We start from the raw sequence: 17260 nt of genomic DNA, 5'->3' as shown, positions 1-17260 counted from the left end.
ATGGCGAGATTCGGACGGTTCGTTCCGGGAATCGATCCCGTCCGGCCAGCGAACGCGTCTACGCGACGCTTCTCGTCCTCCTCGTAGCGACTGTCGGCACTGGAGCGCTGACCGCGTCGAACATCTCGTTCAGCCGAACGACGAACGAACAGGTGGAGACGACGTTGAACCAACCGGCGTACTCGAACCTCTCGATGTCCGGCGTCCAGACGGGGTACGGCGGCATGGGGTGGGAATCGAAACCGGCGAACGTGACGGTGCACGTCAGTAGGAGTTCGAACACCGGGTACAGTGACCTTCCCAAACGGTTGGAAGGGCGGATCGAGCGCGAGACGGGACGAAACGTGTACGTCTCCGTGGAGTACACGGAATCCGGAACGGCGAACGCGAAGACGAACGGTTGATCCGGTAGTCGATTTCCGGATGGGATGGCAAGCGACTTTCGCTGGCAAGCATAGCGATGGAGTGAACGCTCGTCCAATCCGAACGCACCGATGCCATCCGAAGATCCACGCGAAACCGGTCCGTCGGACCGTCCGGACGCGCCGCTGGACGAGCGATATCCGGGTTTGAACGTTCTCACCGCGGACCCGGAGAACGCCGAAACGTCGGCACGAAGCCACCTCGAAGGCTATCTGACGCCGCGCGAGGAACACTACATCCGAACCCATCATCGAACGCCGGACATCGACGCGGACGACTGGACGGTTTCGTTGACCGGGATGGTCGAAGACGGGATCGAACTCTCGATGGACGAGATACGACACGACTACCCGACCGATTCGGTCGTCCACATGATGGAGTGTTCGGGGAACGGGCGGGCCTATTTCGACCCCGACGCGGAGGGCGACCAGTGGACGGTCGGCGCGGTCGGAAGCGCCATCTGGACGGGGACGCCGGTGCGGGACCTGCTGAACGACCACGACGCCGCGACCGACGAGGGTCTGTGGCTGTCCGTGATGGGTGGCGAAGCCAAGGAGGGAGAGGACGTGTTCTGCCGCTCGATACCGATGGAGAAGGCGCTCGACGACTGCCTGCTCGCCTACGAGATGAACGGCGACCCCATGACGTCGGAACACGGCTATCCGCTCCGACTGCTCGTCCCCGGTTGGTTCGGCAACAACAGCGTGAAATGGGTGGATCGAATCCACGTCATGGAGACGATGGTGGTGGGCGAGGAGTGGGAATCGCGGGACGGTCACGACTACACGGAGTACCAGCAGTCCTCCTATCGGATCGTTCCGGCACAGGACGACGAACCGGAGCGCCACGAGTCGGTCGGGACGTTCAGTACGTACGAGCAACTGCGAAATCCCGAGGAGGTACGGAACGCCTACCTCTTCGACCAACTCGTCAAATCGCTCATCACGTCGCCCGCGGAGGAGGCCACACTGTCGTCGGACGGGCGAGTCGAAATCACGGGCGTCGCGTGGGCGGGCGACGACGCCGTCGAGCGCGTCGAACTATCGGTCGACGGCGGCGAAACGTGGGACGAAGCGACGTTCGACGTCCGACCTCGGTCGCCACGCCGTCCGGAAGTTCCGTTACGTCTGGGACGCGAGTCCGGGCCAGCACACGCTCCTCTCGCGGGCGACTGACGAAGAGGGACGGGAGCAACCGCGACCGTCTCGACGCCGGACGAAAAGCTCCGCGGAATCTCCGGCGGGAAGTATCCGTGGAACGAGAAGGGGTACGGAAACAACGCCTACGTCCCGCTCGGGGTTTCGGTCACCGTGGAGGAGTGATCTCACTCGGTTCGGGCTAGTCGCTCGAACATCGCATCGACCACCAGTACGCCGCCAGCGATGACGGCCCACAGGAGCGGGACCGCGACCATCAACACGACCCAGTGGGGGACCGGCGTGGGCGGCGACGATGGAACCGCGTGAAGCGGAATCGGTTGTAGCGGTTGAACTACCATCGTGGATTCCGATCAGACGTTCTCCGAGGGCGATTCGTGCGTCTCGGACGAGCGCGTTCGGTAGACGTACCAACGGCGCCGATGAAGAGCAGGCTGACGACGATCCAGTGTGGGTTGTACGCCCCGCCTTGCGAGAGCGGTTGGTGAAGTCCCAACAGGATGTGGTCCACGAGCGCGTCGTAGAGGTCGAACGCGCCGAGGCCGACGAGGATGGACCCGAGAATCGGTCGGACGGGTAACGGACTCGCCGCACGCCGCTCGGCTTTCCAGAGGAGTCCGCCCCCAATTCCCATGATAACGACCATGGCGATCGAGAAGACGCCGTCCGCGAGGACGAACGTTCGAAGCCCGGACATGGTCGTCTGCGGATACAGGCCCGAGAGCAGGTGGTGCCACTGCAAAACCAGGTGGAGCAACAACACGTCGATGAGTCCGCTGAATCCGAACCCGACGATTCCCGCCGCGACGAGCGCTCGCCGCGGCACTCCGTCGTCCATCGTCCCGGACTGCTCCGCTTCGGTCGTTCGACGGTGACTCATTGTTCTCGAATCGGCACCGTCTTCCTTAGCCGACCGGGCTATCCTTGCAGGTCGTTCAAGGGGGAACCAATCCTGTCGCCGGTTACGCCGCGGCCTCGCTCGCATTCAACCGACCGCGATGGGTGACGAGCAGACCGACGGCGGCACCGAGGAAGCCGACGACGGCGATGACGAGGTACATTTCCTGCACGCCGACGGTGTCGAGGAGGTGCCCGGCGATCACCTGACCGATTGCGCCCCCCAGTCCGAGACTCAACCCGCTGAGAAACGTCTGGGCGCTCGATTGTATCCGCTCCGCGGCGACTGCGTGAACGAGATTCACTGCACCGAGGCTGAGCAGGGCGAAGCCGATTCCGCCGAACGCCTGTACCGCGAGGATCAGCAACGGGTCGGTCGTCACCCCGTAGACGACGTTCGGAATTCCGACCATCGTGCCACCGAACACGAGCAGCCATTTATACGAGAGGCCGAGACGGGCAGCGTAGACGAACGCACCCGCCTCTAACCCCGTGTTTAACGCCCACACGAGGCCGGTCAGGCCGTCCGGCGACAGCGACCACGGGCCGACGACGAGGCTCGCGTGCACCGCTCGCATGTACACCGAGAGGAACGCTTCGCCGCCCATGAACGACAGTCGGAACAGGAACATGGCCGTGACGACGACCATGAAGTTCCAGTTCGTCACGAGCGCTTTCACCGCACGGGCTATCGACGGGTCGTCGGTGTCATCGTCCGCGTCGCCGGGGGCCGCCGACCCGTCCGACAGGGACCACGCGACTGCCATCAGGACGACCATTCCGCCGATGTAGATGTACACTATCGAGACGAGTCCGGCCGCCGCAACCACCAACCCGACTCCGAGACTCCCGATACCGAACGCGAGGGACCCGAAGCTCCGAATATGCCCGAAGTCGTACCCTCGGGAGAGAACCATCCCGGTCGCGATGGGGACGATGGGCGCTCGGAACGCCGAGAAAACGGCCGTCCCGACGGCGATGATCGTGAACGGGTCCGTCAGGCTCGCCCCGAACGGATAGGTCAACAGGGCGACCGCGGAGACGAGCGCCCCGACGACGAGAATCGCGCGCTCGATGTGCCAGTAGTCGGTGACGAGGCCCCACAGCGGTTGCACCGCGACCCCGGTCGCCAGCATGAGGAAACCGATCACCCCCATTTCGGCTCCCGACATGCCCATCCCGTCGAGGTAGACGTTCCGAAAGACGATGATGCCGGACCCGGCCGCGAACTGCACGAAGAACAACAGCTGAAACCGTGCTTTTCGCCCGTCGAACTCGCCGCCGAATCTCGCCAGAACACCCGTCCCGGCTTGGGATTTCTCCCCCGGGTTATCCATTCAACTCCACTCCGAACCGCCCAAAACGCACTCGTCGATAGTTGCTACCCGTTCCATCACGAGAAACGCACTATACGAGAAGGGATATATTTTGTCAATTTTTCTAACTACTGTCGTTGTACTTGGAGAGCCTGGACTCTCCATTCTGTATCCTGCGGATATCTCTCGAATTTTTCCGAAACCTCATGGTTCGCTCTCGCTCGCCACCCCGTCGATCGCTTCGATGGTGATCCGATCAGCGCCGATATCCTCGATCACCGCCCCTTCGCCGCCGATGGTGAAGCTACCCTCGTCGGTTCGAGGACGAACGATGCCCGCCCCGCCAGTTGGGCGAGCGTTATCGGACCGTCGCGGTCACCTTCTCCTGTAATATCGACGCCCGTAATCGTCCCCGAAAGGGTTCGTTCCCGACCCGACCCGGTGTGGTAACCTTCAACACTGGCGGCAATCGTGGCACCATCGGACAGCAACGGTTCGATGAACCGGATGCATTCGCGTATCGCCACGAAGACGAACGGCGGCCCGTCGTCACGGTCGAACGTGGATGGGCGGGTACACTTCCCACAGGCACGTCAGGAAGAACCAGTGGAACACGTACGCCGTGTCCCGGTCCTGGGCGAGCACCCCGTACTCCCGCGACGAATCGACGTGTGGCGCAAAGCAGAGTCGCGTCCGGTCGGTCAGCAGGAAAAACGCGTTCTGGAGTTCGCGGCGGCGCGCCTCGGTGCACGTTCCCTCGAAGGCCGATTCCTCGAACGGCAGGTCCTCGTCCGGCGGAACGTAGAGCGAGATTTGGATGTAGACGCCGCGGTCGTGGGCGTCGGCGAGGAGCGGCCGCAGTTCGATGAACTGCTCCGGCGCGACGGCGAGTTGGACGTGTCGCTCGGCGCTCTCGATGTCGGCACGAGCGCGGTCCAACACCGTTCGAAATCGCCGGATGAGCGTGATCTCGTGGTCGTTCGAGTCCGGTTCCTGCCATCGATGCTGAATCTCATCGACGGCGGTTTCGTACTGGTTGATCTGCGCCCGTAATCCCGAAAGCGCCTCCTCCGGGTCGGTCGCCCGCGCATACAGTCGGTCCTGCTCGTAGGTTACCACGTACCCCTCGTCCTCCAAATCCCGCAGCACGTCGTAGATTCGCGGTCCCGGAACGCCGCTGGCGTCGGCGAGGTCGCTGGCGGACGCCGACCCGTGTTCGAGGAGGGTCACGTACGCGTTCGCCTGATACTGGGACAACCCCGCACTTTCGAGGACCGCTTTGAGTTCGCCGGTGTCCATACCCCACAATCGGTGAGAACCACGTAAAACACTCGTTGATGCAGTAGTTGTCGAGGGCTGACACGGGCGACGAATCGATACGAACCCGTTTCCGATTCGTAGGCAGCCAATACCCTTTGCGCTCGGGATAACACCACGAACGACGGATTTCGAATGGGGTATCGGTGGAAACTCTGTACGCAGTGGTCACGTCGTGACAGACTGACCATCGTCATCATCGCGGTAGCGACCGCCTTTCTCGTCGGGACGACGCTCTTGCTGGTCGCCGCGAACACCCAGACCTCGGCGATTTCGTCGGGGTTCAACGACTCGATGGACGTCACTCACTATGATTCGGTGGCCGCGGCGGATGCCGCGGCCACGAACGACGACGACATCGTACTCCCAGTCGCCGCCGTGAAGCGGAACGGGACGACCGAGTACGTCGTCGGCGTGCCACCGGACGCGCCGACCGTTCTGAAAAAGGTCTCCGTCTCGTGGCGGGAGGCGCGGTTTCCACAGCCACCGTCGAACGCGACGTTCGCCGGTCCGGTCGGGGACCGGACCCAGCAACGCTTCGTCGGAACCAATCACACCGAGACCGTTTCGGTCGCCCCGACTTCGACCGAAAAGTCCGTCTTCCCGCATTCGTGGTACATCGGCAAGCCAGCCACGGTCCGGTCGTTGGGAACGACGGACGCGTACGTCGTCCACACGACGTCCGCGTCGAACGGGGGGGATCGGCTTCGTTCGGGAACGAGGATCATCACGCCCGGACTCTATCGGTACTTCATCGCCGGAATGCAGGGCGTGGTTTCCCTGTTGGGGTTGGCCGTCCTCGGCGGCGGCGTTCCTCGTCCTCGTGGTCGTCTACAACGTCACCCGAATGAGCGTTCGCGACCGACTGGACGCCATCGAAGTCGTCCGTGCGACGGGAGGAACGCCGCGGAGACTGTTGGTGACCTTCGGCGTCCGTGCAGGCTTGCTCACGGTGGTCGGAATCGCGCTCGGCTACGCGCTCGGCGTCATCGTCACCAGCGCTGTCGTCAACGCCGCGATCATCGTCGGTCTCCGGATTTCGCTCGCGCCGACGGTGAGTCCGGCCGTGCTCCGCATCATCGTTCCGGGTCTCGCCGTCCTGTTGTTCGCCGGTTCCGGCGCGGGCGTTCTCGCGGTTCGCCCGGCGACGATCACGCCTCCGTCCCGCCTCAAACAGGCGTACACTCCGGTTTCGAAGCCGAAACGAACCGGTAAACGGCCGATGCAGCGATTGCGAACGCTGGTCGATACGACCGTCCTCCGCTGGCGGGCGGTCGTTCCGGCGGCGACGATACTCACGATTTTCGTCCTCGTGGTCCTCCTCGTCGGGTCGCTGGTGGGCGTCCTCGCGCCGCTCGCGAAGACGTCTGGCGGGACGATAACCGAACCCGGCGCGCCGTACCCGATGGCGAGCAGGATCGACGCCGGATACGCGGACTTGCTCCGGGACCAGGGCGTGAAGGCCAGTCCCGAAATCATCGTCGTCCAGGTCCGGAACGGGCAACCGTACTTGGCACGCGGGGCGGACTGGCGGTCGTTCGCGGCGGTGTCGGACGCTACTCTCGTCGCGGGTCGTCCGCCGAAACACAAGTACGAAGCCGTCATCGGCCGCGACCTCGCGCGAACGTTGGGTCTCGGAGTCGGTGACTCGGTCACCCTCGGCGGTGCGTCCTCGCCCGCGTTCACGCAGGTCACGATAACCGGGGAGTTCACGGCGGATGGGATAGGGGACGACCAACTGATCGTGCCGCTCTCGACCGCACACGACCTCTCGACGGACCCCGGAACCGTCCAGTTCATCCGGACGAAGGGGGAGGGTTCGCGTCTCTCGCGGTCCCAATCGGACGCTCCCGACGTCATCGTCAGCGGCGTTTCCGCTCCCAGTTCCGCCATTCGCGGACATCGAATACCGGTCAGAATCGATATCAGGAACGCCCGCTCGACGGCACAAACCCGGACGCTGACGGCCAGATTCGGTTCCACCTCGAAATCCCGAACCGTCACGCTCGACGGCGGTGAGCGGCGGACGGTACGGATGAACGTCTCGGCCTCGACGGTCGGAAGTCAGACGCTTCGAGTCGGGTCGTACACGCAGTCCGTGGACGTGTACCGTCATTCTCCGTTGGCGGTTCCTTCCCTGCCGTCACAGGCACCGCCAAACGGAACGATGGCGGTACCTGTTCGAACGGAAAGCGGCGCGAACGTCTCGGGTGCGACGGTTCGAATCGGGGACCGAACCACGACCACGAACGAGGACGGTATCGCGCTCGTCCATCTGCCGGGTCGGGAAGGCACCTACAATCTGACCGTCGAGAAGGGAAATCGGGTGAACAAGTCGTCGATTACCGTCGCTTCGGGTGCGGCACGTTCGCCCATGGGAACCGTCGACGTCACCTCGACGGACGTGAGCACCATGTCACACCCGACCGCGAATATCGTCCTGTTCAATCCGTGGAGTCAACCGATCACGCGAAACATCTCGCTCGTCACGCGGACGACCACGGTGTCGCGGGAGGTTTCGATTCCACCCTACGAGTCGGTCGTCACGACGAGGCAACTCGGGGGGTCCGCCGACGCTTCCGGAACGGCCGCATCCGACTCGAACGATATGTTGTCGCCGGGTAACTACTCGGTTCGAGTGGTCACCGACGGCCGAACGATTGCGACGGATTCGTTCACCGTCCACGGCGACGCCCACGTTCTCGACGCTCGCCCGAAACACCGACTACTCCAGCGGATCCGGAATCGGCGGGGCGGTCCGCGGCGTGTTCGGGAACTTCAACCTCCTCTTGCTGGTGATGGTCGTGCTGGCCGGATTGACCGCTGTCGGCGGGACGACGGCGACGTTCGCGCAAGCCGTCCACGCGCGCCGCCGCGCCGTCGGCGTCTATCGAGCGACCGGCGCGAACCGGTTGCGGTTGGTTCGAATCCTGCTCACCGACGCTTGTCGTCTCTCGATTCCGGCCATCATCGTCGCCATCATCGCCGCGCTGTTGACGTTACGACTCCTCGCACTCGCCGGGTTGTTCACCGTCTTCGGCGTCCGACTCTCGCCGCAGATTCCGCTCCCGATTCTCCTGCTCGCGGCCGGGAGCGCACTGGTGTTGATGTGTCTGAGCGTCCTCATCGCGGCGATGCCCTACCTCGTCTCCGAACCGACGGCGGTTCAGCGCGGAACGACCCCCATCGAACCGGAAGAAAGTTGGGGGGAACGATTGTAGGGGTGATACCATGACCGAAACCGTGCTGGACGCGGATTCAGTCCGTGTCGCTCGGGGGGGACGGGACGTTATCGAGGACGTGTCGATGTCGATTCCGACGGACGCCCAACTCCTCGTACAGGGGCCGAGCGGGGCGGGGAAGACGACGCTGTTCAACGTACTCGGCCTGCTCGACACGCCGACGAGCGGGACGGTCAGCATCCGCGGCGAGGACACCGCCGAACTTCCCGAACGAAAACGCGCCAAGTTGCGCCGTGAGACGCTCGGCTTCATCTTTCAGGACTTTCAGCTCATCGAGGATTTGACCGCGTGGGAGAACGCCGCCCTCCCGCAGGACCACACCGGAACGCGGGACGAGGAATGGCTCGAAACGCTCTTTTCCAGACTCGAAATCGAGGACCGCGCGGACCAGTATCCCGCGACGCTCTCGGGCGGGGAAAAACAGCGCGTGGCCATCGCCCGCGCGCTGGCGAACCACCCCGCCATCGTGCTCGCCGACGAACCGACTGGCCAACTCGACCCCGACACGACCACGCAGGTGCTCGATCTATTGTTCCGACTGCAGGAAACGGCCGAAACCGCGCTCGTCGTCATCAGCCACGACATGCAACTGCAACCGCGGTTCGACACGGTCGTTCGGTTGGAGGACGGGAAAATCCGGACCGAAGTCGCCTGAGAGGGTGTTATTCGACGCGTTGGGGACTCGCGTTCCGCTCGCCCCGACTGCCGTCGATCACTCCCAGAGTAGTACGAACAAAATCCCGAACAGACCGAACGCAACGACATACATCGTTGCGAAGACGACGCCGCGCACAAATGACCAGTAGCCCCAAAACCCAACGACGGCGAACGTGGCGATCGCTACGTACTTGTGTCGCCGACTTGGAAAATAACCATTGTATTGCCGTTGGTTGTGTAGCGACATTGCATCACGTTTGTTCGTCCACCAGCTTTTATCCTTCTATTAGGTTCACAAAATAAATATGAACTCCTCGCGAGAATTCGTCCGCTCGACGACGCTCTCGCATCGGAAACCGTTCGCGTGACCGCGGACGGTTACTTGTCCCTCGATTCCTCCGACGTAGCGGCCTCGTACACCGTCTGTCGGTCGTCGAAGTACACCGGCGCGTCCGCGTCGGCCTCGAACCGGACGACACGGTCCAACGCTTCGCGTCCGTCGTCCACCTCGGAGCGGAGGTCATCGGCGAGGGACCCGTAGCCGTCCGCTAACTCCCGAAACGCCACGATCCGTGCGCGCTTGGCTTCCACGACGGCCTGCGTCTCTTCGATTTCACGCTCCAGTTCGGTCACCGCCGCGGTATCGACTTCTCTTTCGGGACCATCCGTCGATGGCGGGTGCTCCGCCGTTTCGACGTCCTCGGGGCTGTCTTCCAACCGAGCGCGCACCTCCGACACTCTGTCGTCGATGTCGTCCAGCAACGCGTCGGCTTCCGTCGTCATCGTTTCGACGTTTCCCATCAGCAACCCCGCCTGCGTCTCACAGTAGTCCACGAACTCCGCGACAGACAGCGCGACGTCGTCTTCCCGGCCCATACGAACTCGTTCGGGCGTCCGGGGGAAACCGTTTGGGACTGGCCGTTGGTGTTCCGGCCGTTACTGTTCCGCCTGTTCCGGGTTCCTCCGTTCTTTGACCTGATCGATGCGCGAGCGGGCGGTTACCCGCGTCTCTCCGATCGTCGCACCGGCGAAGGCACCGAGTGCGCCGCCGGTACTTGCCGCGTTTTTGCTGATGAAGCCGCCGATAGCGCCGCCGATGGCGGCACCGATGGCGGCGTGACGAGCACGACTCAACGCGCGTGTAAGGCGAATGGAACGCATACGTTCCTAGTCGTCATCCAACATGATAAACCCACTCGCGCGTCGGCAGCGAAAACGAGGGTAAACTAACCCGAACGACGCACAACGTCCATCGCGGCGAACATGTTGCTGATGGGGTGGTAGCCCGGTTCGACCGCGACGCCGCGGTTCGGGTCGTCGCGGTCGTTCGTCCGGTTCAGTCGCTCGAACCAGTTGCCGTGTTTGGGATTGACGAAGTTCTCCCGGGCGTACTCCCACAGTCGGTCGTACCAGTCCAGATACTCCGTCCGTCGGTCCCCCCGAGGCGGGCCGCCGCCCCGATACCCTCCGTGACCGCCCAGCCGTATTTGTCCGCGACGACGGGCGTCCCGTCCGCCTCCACGGTATAGTAGAACCCGCCGTTCTCGTCGTCCCAGCCCATTTCGACCGCGTGGTCGAACAGGTCGCGCGCCGAGGTCCGAATCCAGTTCTCGTCCCTGAACTCGGCGAGGTGCGAGAGGAGTTTCGACCACTCCAGGTGGTGGCCCGGTTGGTAGCCCCACGGGCGGAACTGGTGGCGCGGTTGGTCCTCGTTGTAGGCCATGTCGTGCGCCCAGTTCGAATCGTAGTGCTCCCACAACTTGCCGTCCGTTTCGGCCGCGAGGTCGCGGACGATTCCCTCCGCAATGGAGTACGCCCGGTCGAGGTAGTCGGGGTTTCCGGTGACCTCGTAGGCCACGAGCATCGCCTCGCAGGTGTGCATGTTCGCGTTCAACCCGCGGTACGGGACGACTTCGTTCCACTCCCCGTCGGCGCGGTCGGCGTACATCCCGTGTTCGGGTTCCCAGAAGTGACGGTCGATGGTTTCGACGCCCCGTTCGAGTTCGGCTTCCGCACCCGGAATTCCGGCTTCGAGCGCCCGCGCGCTGGCGAGAACGACGAACGCGTCACCGCAGCAGAACCGCGTGTCGTCCACCGTTTCCCGACCTTCGAGGAGCCAATCGTACCCGCCGTTCTCGGCGTCCCACTGGTGATTCGAGAGGAAGGCGAGTCCGTGTTCGGCCGCCGTCCGACACCAGACCGGTCCGTCGAGGAGCGCGCCGACGCTGAAATTGTGAACCGCGCGCGCGGTGGCGACGAGGTGTTTCGTGTGGCCGTCGTAGACGAACCCGTCTCGCTCGTCCAGTTGCGCGATGTATCCACCGTAGCGGGTGTCGATGCAGTCGGGATAGTAGAAGTTCAGGACGCGGAGTATCTCCTGTCTGAGCCGCTGTGAATCGTGAAATGTAGTATGGGTTGCCATGGTTCGTGGTTCGGACCGTCTCTTTGTTTCGAGGGCGGGGAATTGGCTTTTTGCTTTCGCTAGACCGAACCGAAATGCGCGTCGAGGTGTTCGGCCCAGCGCTCGTTCGCGTCGCGGGTCCGCCCCGCGATGTGGGGCGTGTGCACGACGTTGTGGCGGTCGAGCAGCGGGTCATCGATGGGGAGCGGTTCCTCGTCCCACACGTCGGCGGCGAGGACGATTTCGTCGGCGAGCACGCGCTCCCGGACGGCGTCCATGTCGCAGATTCCGGCCCGCGTGATGAGCACGAGGATCGATCCCTCGGGAAGCCCGTGGATGTGCTCGGCGGTGATGACGCCCTTCGTCACGGGAGTCAGCGGAATCGTCGGCGCGAAGATTTCGGCGTCGCTCACGAGTTCCTCCATGCTGTACACCTGCCGTGCGCCGGTGCTGTGGAAACAGGGTTCGTCCGCGAACGGGTCGTAGGCGGCCACGTCCGCGCCGAGGTGGTCCGTCGCCGCCGCGTAGCGACTCCCGATGTTGCCGATTCCGGCGACGCGAACGCGCTTTCGCGCGACCGTTCCGCTCACGTAGTTCGGGTCGTCGGCGAACTGGTGTCCCCGCGCACCGGGGATTTCGTTGTCCAGTTGGTCCATGTCCCACGGTTCGTGGCTCTCCGCCATCGCCGCGTGTTTCTGCGGAATTTGGCGAAGCGCGTCGATGGTGAGTCCGAGGCCGAACTCGGACACGGATTCGCTCCAGAACCCCTCGTTCGTGTGATCGTGAACCGTCACGCCGCGGTCGGTGAGGTACTCCGAGAGTTCCTCGTCGGCGTTGTACATCGAGTCGGTCATCACGAACGCCTCCCGCAGGTTCGTGAATTCGGCGAGGTCGTCCTCGGACGCCAGCACGCCGAGCGAGACGAGTTTTTCGACGGATTCGGGCGAGGAAACGGCCGCCGCGAGGCCGGTTTCTCTCTCCTCGGGGAGTCGAACGAACTCGACTTCGTCCCCGGATTCGGTCCAAAGGTGGTGCAGGTGGTCGGCCGCGAGCGGCCAGACGTCCTCGAACAGCGGGTCTACGACGATTGTGCGTGTCATTGTGTGATGTTGAAATTGGTTTTCGGTGGTCAGTCGCTCGGTTCGAACAGGTACCGCATGGTGTCGAGTTCGTCGGGCGGCATCCGGTGCGGCGCGGAGTTGTAAGGCGGAATCTCGGCGGAAATCCAACCGTCGTAGCCGACGTCGGAGAGCGCGGCGACGACGCTGTCCCAGTCGATGTCGCCCTGCAACAGGTACGTCGGTCGGTGGGCGTCCGTCAGCCAGTCCTTGACGTGGACCTTCGAAATCCAGTCGCCGAGTCCCCGAATCCAGCGGTCCGGTAGCCCCCAGCGGAAGCCGTTGCCCACGTCGAAGTACGCCGAAATCGCCCCGGAATCCTCGACGGCTTCGAGGAATTCGACGAACTCGCGGGGGGAGTACAGGAAGTCGTTTTGGACGTTCTCGACGGCGACGCCGACCCCGGCGTCCGCCGCGTATCCCGCGATTTCGCGGACGGATTCGACCGCCCGTCGGTAGTCGGCGTCGTAGTCCGCGCCGGGGAGGATGCGTGCCGGAACGAGCAAAATCTCGTCCGCGTCGAGGGTCGCCGCCGCGTCCACCATCTCGCACGCGATGTCGATTCCTTGCTCCCGTTTCTCGTCGTCCGCACTCGACAGCGGGTACTCCCAGTGGAGCGTGGTGGAGACGGCCGGAACGGTGAGGCCGTTCTCGTCTGCGGCCGCTCGAACGCGTTCGCGGCCGTCCGCCGTCGTCAGCAATCCGCCCTTTCGATAGTTCGGTTCGACGCCGTCGTATCCGGCATCGGCGAGGATTTCGCACGTCGCTTCGATTTCCGACGCCGGAAACCCGGCCTGATTCAGTCCGTACCTGTGATTCATTTGGGAGAGTTCTCCTCGTCCGCTCGCCCGACGACCACGACCCGCAGGTCGTTGACGTTGGTTCCCGTCTCGCCGGTTTCGATCAGCGCGTCACGCTCGTCCAAAAACGGATACGTGTCGTGGTCTCGCAGCGCCGCCCGCGCCGCGGCGCGGTCCTCTGGCGGGACGGTTTCGCCGTCCACGAGCGCACCCGCGGCGTCTGTGCTTCCGTCCAACCCGTCGGTATCGACGCCCGCGACGACGATGTCGGACCCTTCGTTTCGCGCGTCGCGCCGAGGCGCGAACTCCTGGTTCGGACCCCCCGACGCCGTCACCATCCACGGTGACGGTCGTCTCGCCGCCCGACAGAATTACCGCGGGTGGCTGGATCGGATTGCCGGTCGCCGCACATTCGCCGCCGATGGCGGCGTGGGTGCGGCCGACCTCGGCGGCTTCGCCGCCGATTCGTGAAGAGAGGACGAGCGTCGAATACGCCATCTCCTGCGCCCGCTCCGCGGCCGCATCGATGGCCGTCCAGTTGTCCGCGAGGACGAAGTTCGTCACGTTCTCGACCCCCGAATCGCTGGTCCCGTTCTCCGAATCGCGGCAGTCGCCGGAGGCGACGCCGCCGATTCCGATGGTACTGCCGCCGATTCGAGCGTTTCGAGCGCGGCTTCGATGTCCGCCGGAACCTCGTCGAGGAACTCGCTCAGGATAGCGCTCGCGTCCTCGGCGCTCGCTCTGCTCGGATACGTCGGCCCGCTGGCGACGACCGCCGGGTCGTCGCCGATCACGTCGCTGACGACCAGTCCGACCACCCGAGCGGGGGCGGCGGCCTCGGCGAGGCCGCCGTCCTTCACGCTCGACAGCGCCCGCCGAACGGTGTTGATGTCGTGGATGTCCGCGCCGGAGCGGAGCAGTCCGTCGGTCACGGTGCGGAACGAATCGAGCGAGATTCCTTCCGCGGGTGCGGACAGGAGCGCGCTGCCGCCGCCCGAAATCGGCGCGATGACGAGCGTTTCGTCGTCGGCCTCCTCGGCGGCCGAGAGGATGTCTTCCGTCGCATCGCGGTTCCGTTCGCTCGGCAGCGGGTGGTCGCCGGGGCGCACCTCGACCGTCTCCGTTTCGGCGGGCGTGTCGGTGACGACGATACCGCCCGAGAGATAGTCTCCGAGGGTGGTTTCGAGGCTGGCCGCCATCTCCCCAGCGGCGTTGCCACCGCCGAGGACGAGCACGGTCGAAAACGAATCGAGGTCGAACGATTCGCCGTCGACGGTGAGGACGCTTCCGTCGCGCGAGAGCTTTCGGCGCACGACGTGTCGTGGATGTGCGGCGTCGATACCCGCGTGCAGGCAGTCGAGCGCGACCTGTTCCGGCGTCGGCGAGTCTGGATGGTCGTGAGTCATGGATTATGGGAAAATGGGAGCGTCGTTTCAATTACGCTTCGGCGGCGTCACGGGTCAACAGTGCGGTCAGATACTCCGCGTGACACCACGCCAGCGGCATGGCGAACCGGACAACGTCTCGATCCGCCGTCTGGGCTTCGAGGTCGCTGTAGGCCTCCTGCATGTGGCCCAGTTCCTCGGCGACGAAGTCGAAGGACACGTCGCGCAACACGTCCTCGTCGAACTCCTTCTCGAAGTCCAATCCCGTACTCCACTCGTTCTCCACGAACGCCTCGAAGCGTCGTCGGGTCGTCAGGTGTTCCGGGATGTGCCCCTCGGCGTTGGCGTAGGACGCGATGGTCGCCAACACGTCGTTTCCGCGGTCGGTCTCGCCGTTGGCGAATCGGTACTGTGCGTGCCACGCCGTGTACTGCAACCACGGCCCGTTGCCGCCGTGCTGGTGCACGTCGAAGTCGCGGTAGAAGCCCATGAATCGCTGAATGCCGCCTATTTCCGGGTCTTCGAGCGCGGTCGCGGAGCGGTTGGCCGCCTCGTGAAGCGCGTCCCCGAAGAGGTCTTGGAGGCCGAAGTAAAACGGCGCGAACAGCGTCACGTCGGGTCGGACGTCGAGTTTTCCGTCCGGCGTGTACCGCCGGGGCACCTGCGCTGGACTCGTGAACGAGCGTTTCACGCCGCCTTCGAGGTGAGATCGGAATCTTGCGATGTGGTCCTCGACCGTCTCCGAATCCTCCGGCAGGAGCGAGAGCGCGCGTTCGATACCGCGCAGGGCGGCGACGAAGACGCAGTTCACCCAGAGCGTGTAGCCCGATTCGATGCGCCCCTCGTGGATGCTCGTCGTGCTCTCGACGAGGTGGGCGTTCGGGTCGAAGAGTTCGTCCTGAACGTGCGAGACGGCCCGCTCCGTCGCGTCGATGATGTCCTGCCGGAATGCAGGGTTGGCCGTCTCCAGCGAGTCCGTCGCGTCGAGCGCGAACACCGCGTGTGAGAGAACGTGCAGGCCGTGTCCGACGTTGTCCTCCTGTTGATAGATTCCCTTGTCGGTGCCGTCGAGCGCGTACCGCTGTCGCCAGCGCCCTCGGTCGTCCTGCGCGGCGAGGAAGAACCGTGCGGCACCGAGGATGTTCTCCTGACATTCGCCGGGGCGACCGTCCGCTTCGACTGCGTGAAGCCACGCCTTCGTGATGCACGCGATGTCGCGCGGATAGGCGTAAGGGTAGCGGTCGTCCGGGTCGCTCGCGAGCGGGACCGACCCTTCACACTCGGCCGGGTAGGTCGAGGTCGTCCAACACGTCGAGGTGGAACGTCGGGTCGTCGAGGGCTGTCGTCGGCGAATCGTGGAGCGTCGTATCTGTCGTGTTTTCTGCCATTTATGGGTTGGAAACCGATGGTTTGGGGGGCTGTTCGTCGGGGAGACCGCGTGTCTTGCGCGCGATACCGCTGTCCGCGTCGAAGAGGTACACGTCCCGCGGGGAGACCGTCACGCCGAGCGTCTCGTCGGGGTTCGGGTAGACGTCCGAGGGAACGCGCGCCATCAGGTCGTGGTTTTCCACCGATAGATGGATGAAATTATCGTTGCCTTGGTACTCCGAGACGGTCACGTCGGCCGCGAACGTCCCGTCCGTCGGGTCGTCCGACAGTCGAACGTCCTCCGGTCGAAGGCCGAGCGTCATCGGTTCGCCGTCGGCGCACTCGACCGTGTCGTGCGGAACCGCCGCGAGCGTCGTCCCGTCGTGGCGGAACTCGATCTCGTCGCCGTTCTCGACGGCGACCGTCTCGAAGGTGTTCATCGAGGGACTGCCGAGGAACGTGGCGACGAACTCGTTCGCCGGGTGGTCGTAGGCGACCTCCGGCGGCGCGACCTGCTGGAGTTCGCCGTCGTTCATGACGGCGATGCGGTCGCCATCGTCATCGCCTCCGTCTGGTCGTGGGTGACGTAGACGGCCGTGACGTCGAGGTCGGTCTGCAACTGCTGGAGTTCGGTCCGCATCCGCGCCCGAAGCTTCGCGTCCAAGTTCGAGAGCGGTTCGTCCAGCAGGAACACGTCCGGGTCGCGGACGATGGCGCGGCCGAGCGCGACGCGCTGTTTTTGCCGCACGCTCATCTCGTCGGGTTTGTCGTCCAACAGTTCGGTGATGTCGAGCAGTTCCGCGATGTCCTCGACCTCGCGGTTCCGTTCTGCCTTGCTCAGATCGGTCGAGTGTTTCAGCCCGTAGGCCATGTTCTGACGGGCGGTCATCTTGGTGTACAGCGCGTAGCTCTGGAACACCATGGCCGATCGAGCGCGCGCTCGGGGCGAGATGTTGGACTTCGGTCCCACCGATTTCGATGGTGCCGTCCGTCACGGTTTCTAGCCCGGCGAGCATCCGGAGCGTCGTGGACTTTCCACACCCGCTGGCCCGACGAGGACGAGGAACTCCCCGTCCTCGATGTCGATGTCGAGCGAATCGACCGCGACCTCGCGGCCCTGTGCGTCGTCGTATATCTTCGTCAACTCGTTCAGTTCAAGCGTCGCCATTCGTCTCACCT

The 17260-nt window shown here is 64.2% G+C and carries 16 protein-coding genes and 5 pseudogenes; 5 read left to right on the top strand and 16 right to left on the bottom strand.

The features are described 5' to 3' along the window. Both A4G99_RS03425 and A4G99_RS03420 read left to right on the top strand, forming a co-directional pair. A pseudogene (locus A4G99_RS03425) lies at window positions 1–404 on the top strand (DUF389 domain-containing protein); the annotation flags it as partial. A 90-nt stretch (window positions 405–494) separates the two neighbouring features. Continuing rightward, the gene (locus A4G99_RS03420) at window positions 495–1598 is read left to right on the top strand and encodes a molybdopterin-dependent oxidoreductase (protein ID WP_223301691.1); all 1104 of its coding nucleotides are present in this window, start codon (window positions 495–497) and stop codon (window positions 1596–1598) included. Between the two features lie 149 nt (window positions 1599–1747). On the opposite strand, the gene A4G99_RS25655 is transcribed toward A4G99_RS03420, so the two are convergent. From A4G99_RS25655 to A4G99_RS26880, 7 genes and pseudogenes are all read right to left on the bottom strand, one after another. Then, entirely contained in the window at window positions 1748–1921 is a 174-nt protein-coding gene (locus tag A4G99_RS25655; protein WP_190303677.1) for a hypothetical protein, read from the bottom strand. Beyond that, window positions 1915–2460, bottom strand: a complete 546-nt coding sequence (locus A4G99_RS03415) for a DUF2243 domain-containing protein (RefSeq protein WP_223301690.1) — start codon at window positions 2458–2460, stop codon at window positions 1915–1917. The genes A4G99_RS25655 and A4G99_RS03415 overlap by 7 nt, the downstream gene beginning before the upstream one ends. 82 nt (window positions 2461–2542) lie before the next feature. After that, entirely contained in the window at window positions 2543–3814 is a 1272-nt protein-coding gene (locus A4G99_RS03410) for an MFS transporter (RefSeq protein WP_066139466.1), read from the bottom strand. A gap of 183 nt (window positions 3815–3997) precedes the next feature. Next, a pseudogene (locus A4G99_RS29360) lies at window positions 3998–4320 on the bottom strand (TrmB family transcriptional regulator sugar-binding domain-containing protein). Window positions 4321–4342: 22 nt separating this feature from the next. Further along, window positions 4343–5092, bottom strand: coding sequence for a TrmB family transcriptional regulator sugar-binding domain-containing protein (locus tag A4G99_RS03405; protein WP_342764444.1), 750 nt, complete (start codon window positions 5090–5092; stop codon window positions 4343–4345). 186 nt (window positions 5093–5278) lie between these two features. After that, window positions 5279–5665, bottom strand: coding sequence for a hypothetical protein (locus A4G99_RS26885; protein WP_223301689.1), 387 nt, complete (start codon window positions 5663–5665; stop codon window positions 5279–5281). Further along, window positions 5662–5838 carry a hypothetical protein gene (locus A4G99_RS26880; protein ID WP_223301688.1) on the bottom strand — a complete coding sequence of 59 codons (177 nt, stop codon included), beginning with the start codon at window positions 5836–5838 and terminating at the stop codon, window positions 5662–5664. The genes A4G99_RS26885 and A4G99_RS26880 overlap by 4 nt, the downstream gene beginning before the upstream one ends. A gap of 119 nt (window positions 5839–5957) precedes the next feature. Here A4G99_RS26880 and A4G99_RS29355 point away from each other — a divergent pair. The 3 genes and pseudogenes from A4G99_RS29355 to A4G99_RS03395 all read left to right on the top strand — a co-directional run. Continuing rightward, window positions 5958–6827, top strand: a pseudogene (locus tag A4G99_RS29355) (ABC transporter permease); the annotation flags it as partial. A gap of 1081 nt (window positions 6828–7908) precedes the next feature. Then, window positions 7909–8331, top strand: a complete 423-nt coding sequence (locus A4G99_RS26865) for an FtsX-like permease family protein (protein WP_223301694.1) — start codon at window positions 7909–7911, stop codon at window positions 8329–8331. Window positions 8332–8341: 10 nt separating this feature from the next. After that, on the top strand, window positions 8342–9007 hold the full coding sequence (locus A4G99_RS03395; RefSeq protein ID WP_066139463.1) for an ABC transporter ATP-binding protein: 666 nt from the start codon (window positions 8342–8344) through the stop codon (window positions 9005–9007). Window positions 9008–9387: 380 nt separating this feature from the next. Here the strand turns inward: A4G99_RS03395 and A4G99_RS03385 are convergent, their stop codons facing one another. The 9 genes and pseudogenes from A4G99_RS03385 to A4G99_RS29730 form a co-directional block, all read right to left on the bottom strand. Next, the gene (locus tag A4G99_RS03385) at window positions 9388–9885 is read right to left on the bottom strand and encodes a hypothetical protein (RefSeq protein WP_066139458.1); all 498 of its coding nucleotides are present in this window, start codon (window positions 9883–9885) and stop codon (window positions 9388–9390) included. 60 nt (window positions 9886–9945) lie between these two features. After that, window positions 9946–10170 carry a hypothetical protein gene (locus A4G99_RS03380; RefSeq protein ID WP_066139456.1) on the bottom strand — a complete coding sequence of 75 codons (225 nt, stop codon included), beginning with the start codon at window positions 10168–10170 and terminating at the stop codon, window positions 9946–9948. Window positions 10171–10235: 65 nt separating this feature from the next. After that, window positions 10236–11431 (bottom strand): annotated as a pseudogene (locus tag A4G99_RS03375) (AGE family epimerase/isomerase). A 59-nt stretch (window positions 11432–11490) separates the two neighbouring features. Further along, window positions 11491–12510, bottom strand: coding sequence for a D-isomer specific 2-hydroxyacid dehydrogenase family protein (locus A4G99_RS03370; RefSeq protein ID WP_066139453.1), 1020 nt, complete (start codon window positions 12508–12510; stop codon window positions 11491–11493). Window positions 12511–12539: 29 nt separating this feature from the next. Beyond that, window positions 12540–13349: a sugar phosphate isomerase/epimerase gene (locus A4G99_RS03365; RefSeq protein ID WP_066139451.1), complete on the bottom strand. Its 810-nt coding sequence runs from the start codon at window positions 13347–13349 to the stop codon at window positions 12540–12542. Next, the gene (locus A4G99_RS26860) at window positions 13346–13666 is read right to left on the bottom strand and encodes an MOFRL family protein (protein WP_223301685.1); all 321 of its coding nucleotides are present in this window, start codon (window positions 13664–13666) and stop codon (window positions 13346–13348) included. The genes A4G99_RS03365 and A4G99_RS26860 overlap by 4 nt, the downstream gene beginning before the upstream one ends. 222 nt (window positions 13667–13888) lie before the next feature. Further along, on the bottom strand, window positions 13889–14734 hold the full coding sequence (locus tag A4G99_RS26855; RefSeq protein WP_223301684.1) for a glycerate-2-kinase family protein: 846 nt from the start codon (window positions 14732–14734) through the stop codon (window positions 13889–13891). Between the two features lie 31 nt (window positions 14735–14765). Beyond that, window positions 14766–15710 (bottom strand): glucoamylase, encoded by a 945-nt coding sequence (locus tag A4G99_RS03355; RefSeq protein WP_223301683.1) that lies wholly within the window; start codon window positions 15708–15710, stop codon window positions 14766–14768. Between the two features lie 391 nt (window positions 15711–16101). Next, a pseudogene (locus A4G99_RS29730) lies at window positions 16102–17249 on the bottom strand (ABC transporter ATP-binding protein). Window positions 17250–17260 lie beyond the last annotated feature (11 nt).

Origin of the sequence: Haladaptatus sp. R4 (assembly GCF_001625445.1) — an archaeon.
Classification (GTDB): domain Archaea; phylum Halobacteriota; class Halobacteria; order Halobacteriales; family Haladaptataceae; genus Haladaptatus.
This window is presented reverse-complemented; position numbering and strand designations above follow the sequence as displayed.